Genomic DNA, 12517 nt, shown 5'->3' on the forward strand with positions numbered 1-12517 from the left:
TGGATCGTTCTTGCCACCATGGCACTAACTCAACGCCTCGAGTTCCGACAGTCACAGTCGCTGGTCATGACGCCGCAGCTGATGCAGGCGATCAAGCTGCTGCAGCTGTCCAATCTTGATCTCGCGACGTTCGTTGAAGACGAGCTCGAAAAGAATCCGCTGCTCGATCGCGCCACTGACACGCCCGAGGCACCCGTCGCGGGCGAGCCGGCGATGGAGCGCGGGGAAGCCGGCGGCGACGAGTTCAGCGGCGGTGATACCGGCGGAGACGGCGGCGAGTTCGCCGGCAGCGACTCGTTCGAACCCGGTGCCGAAGAGTGGATGCATCGCGACCTCGGCAGCCGCAGCGACATCGAGCAGACTCTCGACACCGGTATGGAGAACGTCTTCCCCGAAGAGCCGGCCGAAGCCGCGGCGCGCGCCGCGCAGGATGCGGCGCCGTCCTCCTACACCGAATGGGGTGGCGGCGCTTCCAGCGACGAGGGCTACAATCTCGAAGCTTTCGTCGCCGCCGAATCGTCACTCGCCGATCATCTGGCCGAGCAGCTCGCGGTGGCTTTGACTAGCCAGTCCGAACGCATGATCGGCCAATACCTGATCGACCTCGTCGACGATGCCGGCTATCTGCCGGCCGATCTCGGGGATGCGGCCGAACGCCTCGGCACCACGCAGGCCGAGGTCGAGGCCGTGGTCGGCGTGCTGCAAACGTTCGATCCGCCCGGCATCTGCGCGCGCTCGCTGGCCGAGTGCCTGGCCATCCAGCTCCGCGAACTCGATCGCTTCGATCCGGCCATGCAGGCGCTGATCGAACATCTCGACCTGCTCGCCAAGCGCGACATCGCCAGCCTGCGCAAGATCTGCGGTGTCGATGACGAAGACCTCGCCGACATGATCGGCGAGATCCGCCATCTCGACCCGAAGCCCGGCCTGAAGTTCGGCACCTCGCGCGTACAGACCGTAGTGCCCGACGTGTTCGTCCGCCCGGGGCCCGATGGCGGCTGGCTGGTCGAACTCAACAGCGACACGCTGCCGAAAGTTCTGGTGAACCAGTCGTACTACTCGGAGCTGTCGAAGACGATCCGCAAGGACGGCGACAAGTCGTACTTCTCCGACTGCCTGCAGACCGCGACTTGGCTGGTGCGCGCGCTCGATCAGCGCGCCCGCACCATCCTCAAGGTCGCGACCGAGATCGTGCGCCAGCAGGACGGTTTCTTCACTCATGGCGTTGCGCATTTGCGACCGCTGAACCTGAAGGCCGTGGCCGACGCGATCCAGATGCACGAATCGACCGTGTCGCGTGTCACCGCCAACAAGTACATGGCGACCAATCGCGGCACCTTTGAACTAAAGTATTTCTTTACCGCATCGATCGCATCCGCGGACGGCGGCGAGGCGCATTCGGCCGAGGCGGTGCGTCACCACATCCGGCAGTTGATCGACGGCGAAGCGCCGTCGGCGATTCTCTCCGACGACACCATCGTCGAGAAGCTGCGCGAAGCCGGCATCGATATTGCGCGCCGCACTGTGGCCAAATATCGCGAGGCAATGCGTATTCCCTCCTCCGTGCAACGACGACGCGACAAGCAAAGCGTGCTCGGTGCGGCTCTGACGGCGACGGATCGCTCCCGCGACACCGCCCCGGCTTGATTACGCCGCTGCTCGGACTACTGTCAGTACCCCAAAGACAAACGAGGCATCCCATGACCATCCGGGTCTCCGGCAAAAGCATCAGCGTCGGCGAAGCCCTGCGCGGCCGTGTCAGCGAACGCACCGAAGAGGTGCTGCGCAAATATTTCGACGGCAACTACTCGGGCCACATCACGCTGAGCAAAGACGGCTTCGGATTCCGTACCGACTGTGCGCTGCACCTCGATTCCGGCATCACGCTGGAAGCGGAGTCGAATGCGGCCGACGCCTATGCGAGCGCCGACCAGGCACTGCTGCAGATCGAGAAGCGTCTGCGCCGCTACAAGAGCCGGCTGAAGGATCGCTCCGCCCGCAAGGCGCACGCCGAGGCCAGCGTCATCGCCGAACTGACCGCCGCGCCGGTCGATGCGCCGAGCTACGTCATCGAAGCGCCCGGCGACGAGGAGCATCACGAGGACGCCTACAATCCGGTGATCATCGCCGAGGCGACCACGTCGATGAAGCGGCTGTCGGTCAGCGAGGCCGTGGTGGAGCTCGATCTCACCGGCGCGCCGGTGCTGGTGTTCCTGCATGGCGGCTCGGGCCGCGTGAACATCATCTATCGCCGCGCCGACGGGAACATCGGCTGGATCGATCCGCCCGCCGTGAATGCCGCCGCCTGACGGCGGTGCGCGACGTGGCCGTCCCGCCTTGCGTGCGAGACGGCCATTGACGCCCGGCGACGGCTCTGCCTATGGTCCGCCGCCTTCCGGACCGGAGCCGGAATGGCCGACATTTGCCACCGCCGGCAGGGATGATAGATTAGCTAGGCCGATGAATTCAGGGAGTTTTCCTCCGGCCGCAAATGGCCGGTTGATGCACCGAAATCGAGCTTGACGCAGCCTGCCCCTGTCCTATTTCACAACGACAGCACACCACATCCTCGGAACGCCGCATGACGATTACCGATCTGGTCGCGCCCGAGGCGGTTATCCCGGCGTTGAAAGTCATCAGTAAGAAACAGGCGCTGCAGGAACTCGCCGCGCGTGCGGCGGAACTCACCGGACAGAACGAACGGGCGGTTTTTGAAGTTCTGCTGCAGCGCGAAAAGCTCGGTACTACTGCGGTCGGTTATGGCGTTGCTATTCCGCACGGCAAGCTGCCGAAGCTGGACAAGCTGTTCGGCCTGTTCGCGCGGCTCGAGCGTCCGATCGATTTCGAGGCGATGGATGGCCAGCCGGTCGATCTGATCTTCCTGCTGCTGGCTCCGGAAGGCGCTGGCGCCGATCACCTCAAGGCGCTCGCGCGCATCGCCCGGCTGCTGCGCGACCAGGACGTCGCCAAGAAGCTGCGCGCCTCGCGGGACGCGCAGGCCATCTACTCGGTGCTGGCGCTGCCGCCCGCAACCGCCGCCTAGTTCGCGCGGCGATTTCGACTCAACAATCAGTTATCGTAGGGGAATGCGCCGACGACAGGCTCGGCGCAGGAAGACGTGTGCCGGTCACGCAGCTACGCGGAGCCCGTCTCCGGACACCGCGCCTGCAGGTTTGCACGACCGATCAGTGAACGCTGACCGCCTGGAGCTCCTGGCTCCACGCATTGGCGACCGCGGCTTCGCGGCTGTCCGTCAGCATGATCGGCGTGCCGTCGGCGGAATGCAGCGCGAACAGCTTGATGCCGGGCGCGATTTGCGGCGCCTGCGGAAAGAGGCCGGGCACGTCCTCAGAGCGGATCTGCTTCACATAGGCGATGTGGCCCTCGCCCAGATGCGCCAACGCTTCCGGCGTGACGCTGACATTCTCGTGCGTTGCTGTACCCAAGTCAGTCATGGTCTCGACTCCTGTGTCAGACTAAGCGGTCGAGTCCGCTACTCGTTCCATTATTCGTGTTCGGTGATGGCGATTGTCTTAATCACCCGTTCCGGCTCAGGCCGGACGAGATCGATCGACAACAACCCGTTCTTCAGATCCGCACCCAGCACTTGCATCCCGTCCGCCAGCACGAAGGTGCGCTGGAAGTGGCGCGCGGCGATGCCGCGGTGGATGTATTGCCGGGCTTTGTCATCCTGCTGGCGACCCCTGATGACGAGTTGATTTTCCTCAATCGTCACATCGAGTTGATCGCGGGTAAAACCCGCAACCGCGAGCGTGATCCGGAGCTTTTCGGGATCGCCGTTGCCGCGTTCGCAGCGCTCGATGTTGTAGGGCGGGTAGCCGTCGGCACCCTTGACGACGCGGTCGAGCGCACGCTCGATCTCGTCGAATCCCAGCAGGAAGGGACTGGACAACGTAGGAACACGAGACATCACAAAGTCCTCTCGAAGCGACTTTGAGGGGGTCCTTGCGGCACCCCGCTGACTGACCGGCATCACGCCGGCCGGTCGAAACCAATATGGGCAGTGCAAGATACGGGTTCAAGCACCCCGAAACAACGAATTTATGCAGCTCCTTCAAGGCCCTGCGGCAATCCGCCGGCCGTCCGCACCGAACCGGTGCAGGTGTTGAGGCAAACCTGTGGCAACGATCCGGGAGCCGATCGGCGGCGCGTCCTGGCCGGGAATTCGGACGATGACCTCGTCGGGTGGCAGTTCGCCCGGCTTCCGGCTGATCGCCGTGAGGTCGCCGGAGCGGCCGCGGACGCCATACACGAAAGTCTCCGGCCCGACCCGTTCGATCGCCTCGACGGTGAGGTCGAGCGTCAGCGCACCGGGGCCGGCGGGCTCCGCGGTGATCACCAGGTCTTCGGGCCGGACGCCGAGGATGCCGCCCTCGGCCGCGCCGCCGAACTGCGCCCGCATGGGGTCGGCGTCGAGCGGGATCAGATTCATCGGCGGCGCGCCGATGAAGGAGGCGACGAAGGTGGTGGCCGGCCTGGCATAGACATCGAGCGGCGAGCCGATCTGCTCGACCTGGCCGCCATTCATCACCACCAGGATGTCGGCCAGCGTCATCGCCTCGAGCTGGTCGTGGGTGACGTAGATCGCGGTGGTCGCCAGCCGGCGCTGCAATTTCCGGATCTCGACCCGCATCGCCACCCGCAGCTTGGCGTCGAGATTGGACAGCGGCTCGTCGAACAGGAACACCTTGGGCTGGCGCACGATGGCGCGGCCCATCGCGACGCGCTGGCGCTGACCGCCGGACAATTGCCGCGGCTTGCGGTCGAGCATCGTGCCGAGTTCGAGGATGCGCGCCGCCTCCTGCACGCGCGCGTCGATCTCGGGCTTGGCCATGCCGCGGTTGCGCAGCCCGTAGGCCATGTTGTTGTAGACGCTCATATGCGGATAGAGCGCGTAGTTCTGGAACACCATGGCGATGTCGCGGTCGGCCGGCTCGACCTGGTTGACGACGCGGCCGCCGATCTCGATCTCGCCGGAGGAGATCGTCTCCAGCCCCGCGACCATGCGCAGCAGCGTGGACTTGCCGCAGCCGGAAGGGCCGACCAGCACGCAGAACTGGCCGTCACCAACGGCGAAATCGACGCCCTTGATGGCTTCGAAGCCGCCCGGATAGGTCTTGCGGACATTGCGGAGAACGACGTCGGCCACGATTACTTCTCCGTCTCGACCAGTCCGCGTACGAACAGCTTCTGCATCAACACGACGACCGCGACCGGCGGCAGCATCGCCAGCACCGCGGTCGCCATCACGATCGGCCACTCAGTGAGCGCATCCGACGTCACGATCATCTTGCGGATGCCGATCTGGATGGTCTGCATGTCGTCGCGCGTGGTGATCAGCAGCGGCCAGAGATATTGATTCCAGCCGAGGATGAACAGGATCACGAAAAGCGCCGCCATGTTGGTCCGCGACAGCGGCAGCAGCGTATCCCAGAAGAACCGGAACGGCCCGGCGCCGTCGATCCGCGACGCTTCCAAGAGCTCGTCCGGCACCGTCATGAAGAACTGCCGGAACAGCAGCGTCGCGGTCGCCGAGGCGATCAGCGGCAGCGTCAGGCCCGCATAGCTGTCGAGCAGATTGAGGTCGGCGACGATCTTGTAGGTCGGATAGATCCGGACCTCGACCGGCAGCATCAGGGTGACGAAGATGATCCAGAAGATCGTCATCCGGAACGGAAAGCGGAAATACACGATCGCATAGGCCGAGATCAGCGAGATCACGATCTTGCCGACCGCGATCAGCATCGCCATCACGAACGAGTTGAACAGCATGGTGCCGACCGGCTCGCGCGTGGTGCCCGAGGTGCCGACGAACAGGGTCTTGTAATAGGTTTCGACGAAGTGGCCGCCCGGCAGCAGCGACATCTGGCCGTTGGCGATGGTGGCGTTGTCCTGGGTCGAGGCGACGAACGCCAGATACACCGGGAACGCCACGATCAGCACGCCGGCCCACAGGATGGCGTGCGGCAGCAGGTTTCCGAAGCGGCGGTGCTCGACCATCAGTAGTTCACCTTGCGCTCGACGAAGCGGAACTGGAACGCCGTCAGCGCGATCACGATGCCCATCAGGATCACCGACTGCGCCGCCGAGCTGCCGAGATTGCCGCCGAGCAGGCCGTCGCTATAGACCTTGTAGACCAGCGTCTCGGTCGCCTTGGCGGGGCCGCCGCGGGTGATGGTGTCGATGATGCCGAAGGTGTCGAAGAACGCGTAGACGATGTTGACGACGATCAGGAAGAAGATGGTCGGCGACAGCAGCGGGAAGATGATGGTCCAGAACCGCCGCATCGGCCGCGCCCCGTCGATCGCCGCCGCCTCGATCACGCTGGACGGGATCGCCTGCAGGCCGGCGAGGAAGAACAGGAAGTTGTAGGAGATCTGCTTCCAGGCCGCGGCGAGGATGATCAGCGTCGCCGCCTGATTGCCGTCGAGCAACGGATTCCAATCGACGCCGAGATTGCGCAGCCCATGCGCGATCACCCCGAGCGACGGGTTGAGCATGAACACCCACAGCACGCCGACCACCGGCGGCGCCACCGCGTAGGGCCAGATCAGCAGCGTGCGATAGAAGGTCGAGCCACGCAGCGGCCGGTCCGCCATCACGGCGAGCAGCAGCGCCAGCGACAGCGACGCCAACGCGATCGCGAAGGAGAACCCGAAGGTGCGCAGGATCGCGGCGAAGTAATCGGGATCGGCGAGCAGTTCGCGATAATTATCGAACCACACGAACACGGTCGACAGCCCGAACGCGTCCTGCATCAGGAACGACTGGATCACCGCCTGCACGGCCGGCCAATAAAAGAACACCAGCACCACCGCCAGCTGCGGCAGCACCAGCAGATAAGGCAGGAATTTGGATTGGAAGACGGCGTTCTTCTGCATGACTAACTCCCCTCCCCCCGCTCTTGCGGCGGGGAGGGGTCGGGGGTGGGGGGAGCCGCGCGCACGGCGTTTACGATGGTCTGCATCACACCGTCGATGTTGTTCAGAACATCGTTATTCCAGAACCTGAGCACGCGATAGCCCGCCGCATTGAGATAGCCGGTTCGAACAAGGTCCGACTCCGATCCGGAGTGCTGCCCGCCGTCGAGTTCGATCACGAGGCGCAGCCTATGGCATGCGAAGTCCGCATAGTAGGGGCCGATCGTGGCTTGCCGGCGGAAATGCGCTTCGGCAAACGCTGGCCGGCGCAGACGTTGCCACAACTTCCGCTCGGCTTCCGTCGGGTTTTGACGAAAGCTCCGCGCTCGTTGGACCCGCTCGTCGATCGTGCGTGCCATCAGCGTTCGTGCCTGGGGCGCCCCCCACCCCCTACCCCTCCCCGCCGCAAGGGCGGGGGGAGGGGGAAGAGCGCGCGTTGTGAAGCGGCTACCTCACCGCCGTCTTTTCGAATTGCCGCAGCATCGTGTTGCCCCGCGTCACGGCTGCGTCGAGGGCGTCCTTGGCGGTCTTTTTGCCGGCAAGCGCCTGCTCGATTTCCTCGGCCCAGACGTCGCGGAGCTGGACCATGTTGCCGAGGCGCAGGCCGCGGGAGTTTTCGGTCGGGGGCTTGTTGGTCAGTTCCTTGATCGGCGTTTCGAGGTAGGGCTGGTCCTTGTAGAAGCCCTCGGCCTTGGCCTTCTCATAGGCCGCCTTGGTGATCGGCAGATAGCCGGACGCCTTGTGGATCGCGACCTGGCGGTCGGTGTCGGACAGGAAGGCCAGGAACTTGGCGACGCCTTTGTATTCGTCCGGGGTCTTGCCGCCCATCACCCACAGCGAGGCGCCGCCGATGATCGAATTCTGCGGCGCGCCGGGGGCCTCCGGGTAGTACGGCATCGGCGCGTTGGTCCAGGCGAACTTGGCCTGCGACTTGACGTTGCCGAAGAAGCCCGACGACGTCAGGAACAGCGGGCACTCGCCCGAGGTGAACCGCCCCTCGCCGGTGTTGGTGCGGCCGGAGTAATCGTAGGTCTTGTCCTTCTGCAGCTCGATCAGCTTTTCGAGATGCTTGACCTGCAGCGGGCCGTTGAACTCAAGCTTGGTGTCGAAGCCGTCGAGGCCGTTGGCCTTGGACGCCAGCGGCACGTTGTGCCAGGCCGAGAGCTGCTCGATGTTGGCCCAGGTGACCCAGGCGGTCGAGAACCCGCAGGTCGCGTAGCCGGCGGCCTTGAGCTTCTTGGCGTCCTCGAACACCTCGGGCCAGGTCTTCGGGATCTCGGCGATGTTGGCCTTCTTCAACGCGTCGAGATTGACCCACATCACCATCGACGACGAGTTGAACGGGAACGACAGCATCTCGCCCTTGGAGGTCGAGTAGTAGCCGGTGATCGCCGGCAGATACGCCTTGGGATCGAACGGCTCGCCGGTTTCCTGCATCAGCTTGTAGACCGGCTTCACGGCGCCGGTCGCCGCCATCATGGTGGCGGTTCCGACCTCGAACACCTGCATGATGTGCGGCGCGTTGCCGGCGCGGAACGCCGCGATGCCGGCGTTCATGGTGTCGGCATAACCGCCCTTGTAGGTCGGCACCACCTTGTAGTCGGTCTGGGAGGCGTTGAACTCGTTCGCGAGCTTGACGACGACGTCATTGTTGCCGCCGGTCATCGCGTGCCACCACTGGATTTCGGTGACGGCCTGCGCGGGCGCAACAAACGCCAGCGTGGTGGCGACGGACGCGGCGAGCGCCGTCAGGCTGAAGGAGCGAAACGTCATCAAGTACCTCCCGAACGAGCGGTCATCTCGTGTGCGCGCGCGTTAGCAGCGCCGGATGACAGTCACATGACCGTATAGGCGACGACGTCGTTAGGAGGAAGCGGCTGGACTGCAAAGCCCGGAAAAAGACCAACGCCGCCTTGCGGCGGCGCAGCAGGAACTTGTCGTGTGTGATCGGAGACGTGGGTAGCGGTGCCGGCGGGGCGCCGCTACCCGGATGCTCAGCGCTTGCGTTCCGGACCGCTGACGATGCCGTCGGCCTTCAGCCGGGCGATATCGTCTGCCGAATAGCCGAACTCGCCCAGCACCTCGTCGGCGTGCTGGCTGAAGGTCGGCGGGATGAGGCGCAGGCTCGCCTTGGTGCGATCGAACCGGACCGGCGAGGCGATGCCCTTGTACCAGTCCTTCTCGATGATATCGCCGCGGGCCTTGACGTGGTCGGAGGCCAGCGCCTTGTCGATCGCCTGCACCGGACCGGCCGGCAGGCCGGCGGCCAGCAGCTTGCGGCACAGCGGCTCGGCGTCGTGGTTGGCGAGGATCGCCTCCAGCTCGGCGCGCAGCTCCGCGCGGTTGACGACGCGGTCGCGGTTGCGGGCGAAGCGCGGATCGGTGCCGAGCTCCGGCTTGCCGAGCTCGCGGCACAGCTTGCGGAAGGTGCCGTCGTTGCCGACGCCCATGAAGATGTTGCCGTCGCGCGCGGCGAACACCGAATACGGATAGAGATTCGGATGTTCGTTGCCGGTGCGCGCCGGCGGCTTGCCGTGCATGAAGAAGTTCGCCGTGTGCGGATGCATGATGGCGAGGCCGGTTTCGAACAGCGTCGCTTCGACGAACTGGCCGAGCCCGGACTTCTGCCGCTCCAGCAGCGCCATCAGGATGCCGACGCAGGCATAGAGCCCGGTCGACATGTCGACCAGCGCAACACCGATTCGCGTCGGGCCGCTGTCGGGCGTGCCGGTCGATTCCATCAGGCCGACCATCGACTGGATGATGGCGTCATAGCCGGGATGGCCGCCATGCGGGCCGTCGCCGCCGAAGCCGGAGATCCGGCAATGCACGAGCTGCGGAAATTTCGCGCGCAGCACGTCGTTGCCGATGCCCCATTTGTCGAGCGTGCCGGGCTTGAAGTTCTCGATCATGACGTCGGCGTCTTCAAGCATCTTCATCAGCACGGCGCGGCCACCCTCGGACGCGAGGTCGAGGCCGATCGAGCGCTTGTTGCGATTCGTGCCGATGAAATACGCCGCGTCGTCGTCGTGAAAGGGAGGGCCCCAGTCGCGGGTCTCGTCGCCGGCCGGCGGTTCGACCTTGATGACGTCGGCGCCGTGGTCGGCGAGAATCTGGGTGCAGTAGGGGCCACCGAGCACGCGCGACAGATCGATCACGCGCAAACCGGCAATCGCGCCGGCCATCAGGGGAGAAGTCATGAGGGCTTTCTTATTGAAGCTTTGATGGGGAGACGAATTTAGCGGTCAGAGGCGGGACTTGGCAAATGCGGGCGCGAGCCGTCAGCCCTGTGCCTGGGGCGCCCTCACCCTAACCCTCTCCCGCAAGCGGGAGAGGGGACCTGCCGTGCTCGGGGAGGAGCATCATTTCGAATCACTTTCCCATCACCGCGCACAGCGCGCTCCCTCTCCCGCTTGCGAGAGAGGGTTGGGGTGAGGGCGACGCGCTCAAAGCTCGAGCGACCCGGACCTCGAAGCAGCGACGCAACTGGAAAAGGAGAAAGAAGGTTTTCGGGTTCGCCACGCGTAGCCGAAGCGTGGTGGAGCCAGGCGGGATCGAACCGCCGACCTCTTGCATGCCATGCAAGCGCTCTCCCAGCTGAGCTATGGCCCCGTACCCTGGGTGCGGGCGGTCAAATCAAATCAACCGCGCGCGGCATTCGTTGATCACAGTTTGACGACGAGCTCAAGTCTCCTCATCGCCAGAAACGTCACCAATGATGTCAGTGACGTCTTCATCCCCTTCTTCTTCGTCGGCGATGAAGGTCGAATCGTCGTCGTCCTCGATCGATTCGTCGATTTCGATGTCGTCTTCCGACTCCGGAACGATCGCCTTGACCTTCCCGGTCTTCTCCTCGGCATCGGCCTCCTCGAGCGACACCAGCTCTTCGGCCTCCATGGCCTCGGGCGCATCTGCGGTATCGGCAACGACGGAGGAGCGCTGATCGGCGCGGGTGCGGGACGCCGCAACCGGCGCAATCGGCACCACCTCGCCGGTGTAGGGCGAGATCACCGGGTTCTTGTTCAGATCGTAGAACTTTTTGCCCGTCGTCGGGCAAATACGCTTGGTTCCGAGATCGGATTTCGCCACTTGTGCAACCTTGGGATTTCTTGAAAAACGGTGCTTCACTTGGCTAGTTGCCACGCCGCTGTCAATAGCGGTTTATGCCGTATCGGCGGCCGCGCGGCGCGCGGCCCCGCTTCGATCAGGCGCCCGGCGCGCAGGGGACCTCCATCTTGAGCCATTCAGACCAAACCTCGCCGCTGGCGGCGCGCAAGAGTGCAGCACTGCGCGGCACCGCCCGGGTGCCCGGCGACAAGTCGATCTCGCACCGCGCGCTGATTCTCGGCGCGCTGGCGGTCGGCGAGACGCGGATCACCGGCCTGCTCGAAGGCGAGGACGTCCTCAACACCGGCAAGGCGATGCGCGCGTTGGGCGCACGGGTCGAGCGCACCGGCGACTGCGCCTGGAGCGTGCATGGCGTCGGCGTCGCCGGCTTCGCCCAGCCGGACGCGCCGCTCGATTTCGGCAATTCGGGCACCGGCTGCCGGCTGGCGATGGGCGCGGTCGCGGGCTCGCCGATCACCGCCACTTTCGACGGCGACGCCTCGCTGCGCTCCAGGCCGATGCGGCGAATCGTCGATCCGCTGGAGCAGATGGGCGCCAAGGTGGTGTCGAGCGCCGAGGGCGGCCGGCTGCCGCTGGCGCTGGCCGGCGCGCGCGATCCGCTGCCGATCACCTACCGTACCCCGGTGCCGTCGGCGCAGATCAAATCGGCGGTGCTGCTGGCCGGCCTATCGGCGCCCGGCGTCACCACGGTGATCGAGGCCGAGGCCAGCCGCGACCACACCGAATTGATGCTGCAGCATTTCGGCGCCACCCTGGTGACGGAGCCCGAGGGCAAGCTCGGGCGTAAGATTTCGTTAACCGGCCAGCCCGAATTGCGCGGCGCGCCGGTGGTGGTGCCGGCCGACCCCTCCTCGGCGGCGTTCCCGATGGTGGCGGGGCTCGTGGTGCCGGGCTCGGACATCGTGCTGACCGACGTCATGACCAACCCGCTGCGCACGGGCCTGATCACCACGCTGCGCGAGATGGGCGGCGCGATCGAGCAGAGCGAGACCCGCGGCGACACCGGCGAGCCGATGGCGCAGTTCCGGATTCGCGGCTCGCAGCTGCGCGGCGTCGAGGTGCCGGCCGAGCGGGCGCCGTCGATGATCGACGAGTATCTGGTGCTGGCGGTTGCGGCGGCCTTCGCCGAGGGCACCACCATCATGCGCGGCCTGCACGAACTGCGCGTGAAGGAGAGCGACCGGCTCGAGGCGACCGCGGCGATGCTGCGGGTCAACGGCGTCGAGGTCGAGATCGCGGGCGACGATCTGATCGTCGTCGGCAAGGGCCACGTGCCGGGCGGCGGCCTGGTCGCCACCCACATGGATCACCGCATCGCGATGTCGGCGCTGGTGATGGGGCTGGCGGCCGACAAGCCGGTGACGGTCGACGACACCGCCTTCATCGCCACCAGCTTCCCGGATTTCGTCCCGATGATGCGCCGGCTGGGGGGCGAACTGGGCTGACGC

General features: G+C 65.4%; 13 protein-coding genes and 1 tRNA gene. 4 read left to right on the plus strand and 10 right to left on the minus strand.

Features of this window, described 5'->3' with window-relative positions; genetic code table 11:
• Positions 1–18: 18 nt before the first annotated feature.
• The 3 genes from rpoN to ptsN all read left to right on the plus strand — a co-directional run bounded on the left by rpoN (position 19) and on the right by ptsN (position 3043).
• Positions 19–1647 carry an RNA polymerase factor sigma-54 gene (gene rpoN / locus ACFFJ6_RS07225; RefSeq protein WP_378385949.1) on the plus strand — a complete coding sequence of 543 codons (1629 nt, stop codon included), beginning with the start codon at positions 19–21 and terminating at the stop codon, positions 1645–1647.
• A gap of 53 nt (positions 1648–1700) precedes the next feature.
• Positions 1701–2309, plus strand: coding sequence for a ribosome hibernation-promoting factor, HPF/YfiA family (hpf, locus tag ACFFJ6_RS07230; RefSeq protein WP_378385951.1), 609 nt, complete (start codon positions 1701–1703; stop codon positions 2307–2309).
• 272 nt (positions 2310–2581) lie between these two features.
• The gene (ptsN, locus tag ACFFJ6_RS07235) at positions 2582–3043 is read left to right on the plus strand and encodes a PTS IIA-like nitrogen regulatory protein PtsN (RefSeq protein WP_378385953.1); all 462 of its coding nucleotides are present in this window, start codon (positions 2582–2584) and stop codon (positions 3041–3043) included.
• Positions 3044–3185: 142 nt separating this feature from the next.
• Here ptsN and ACFFJ6_RS07240 read toward each other — a convergent pair whose 3' ends face one another.
• The 10 genes from ACFFJ6_RS07240 to ACFFJ6_RS07285 form a co-directional block, all read right to left on the minus strand.
• Positions 3186–3455 (minus strand): BQ00720 family protein, encoded by a 270-nt coding sequence (locus ACFFJ6_RS07240; RefSeq protein WP_378385955.1) that lies wholly within the window; start codon positions 3453–3455, stop codon positions 3186–3188.
• A 50-nt stretch (positions 3456–3505) separates the two neighbouring features.
• On the minus strand, positions 3506–3931 hold the full coding sequence (locus ACFFJ6_RS07245; protein WP_378385957.1) for an Hsp20 family protein: 426 nt from the start codon (positions 3929–3931) through the stop codon (positions 3506–3508).
• A gap of 144 nt (positions 3932–4075) precedes the next feature.
• A complete protein-coding gene (locus tag ACFFJ6_RS07250; RefSeq protein ID WP_378385959.1) occupies positions 4076–5170 on the minus strand; it encodes a sn-glycerol-3-phosphate import ATP-binding protein UgpC in 1095 nt (364 codons plus the stop codon).
• A 2-nt stretch (positions 5171–5172) separates the two neighbouring features.
• Positions 5173–6021: a sn-glycerol-3-phosphate ABC transporter permease UgpE gene (ugpE, locus tag ACFFJ6_RS07255; protein ID WP_378385961.1), complete on the minus strand. Its 849-nt coding sequence runs from the start codon at positions 6019–6021 to the stop codon at positions 5173–5175.
• A complete protein-coding gene (gene ugpA, locus ACFFJ6_RS07260) occupies positions 6021–6902 on the minus strand; it encodes a sn-glycerol-3-phosphate ABC transporter permease UgpA (RefSeq protein ID WP_378385963.1) in 882 nt (293 codons plus the stop codon). The genes ugpE and ugpA overlap by 1 nt, the downstream gene beginning before the upstream one ends.
• A 2-nt stretch (positions 6903–6904) precedes the next feature.
• Positions 6905–7300 carry an endonuclease domain-containing protein gene (locus ACFFJ6_RS07265; protein ID WP_378385965.1) on the minus strand — a complete coding sequence of 132 codons (396 nt, stop codon included), beginning with the start codon at positions 7298–7300 and terminating at the stop codon, positions 6905–6907.
• Positions 7301–7388: 88 nt separating this feature from the next.
• Positions 7389–8714 (minus strand): sn-glycerol-3-phosphate ABC transporter substrate-binding protein UgpB, encoded by a 1326-nt coding sequence (gene ugpB / locus ACFFJ6_RS07270; RefSeq protein WP_378385967.1) that lies wholly within the window; start codon positions 8712–8714, stop codon positions 7389–7391.
• Between the two features lie 221 nt (positions 8715–8935).
• Positions 8936–10141, minus strand: coding sequence for a CaiB/BaiF CoA transferase family protein (locus tag ACFFJ6_RS07275; protein ID WP_378385969.1), 1206 nt, complete (start codon positions 10139–10141; stop codon positions 8936–8938).
• A 336-nt stretch (positions 10142–10477) separates the two neighbouring features.
• Positions 10478–10553: transfer RNA gene (locus ACFFJ6_RS07280), tRNA-Ala, on the minus strand.
• A 72-nt stretch (positions 10554–10625) separates the two neighbouring features.
• Positions 10626–11030, minus strand: a complete 405-nt coding sequence (locus tag ACFFJ6_RS07285) for a TIGR02300 family protein (protein WP_378385971.1) — start codon at positions 11028–11030, stop codon at positions 10626–10628.
• A 146-nt stretch (positions 11031–11176) separates the two neighbouring features.
• Between ACFFJ6_RS07285 and aroA the strand changes: the two genes are divergently transcribed.
• Positions 11177–12514 (plus strand): 3-phosphoshikimate 1-carboxyvinyltransferase, encoded by a 1338-nt coding sequence (gene aroA, locus ACFFJ6_RS07290; protein ID WP_378385973.1) that lies wholly within the window; start codon positions 11177–11179, stop codon positions 12512–12514.
• Positions 12515–12517 lie beyond the last annotated feature (3 nt).

The organism is Rhodopseudomonas telluris, from assembly GCF_042432815.1.
Taxonomy (GTDB): domain Bacteria; phylum Pseudomonadota; class Alphaproteobacteria; order Rhizobiales; family Xanthobacteraceae; genus Rhodopseudomonas; species Rhodopseudomonas telluris.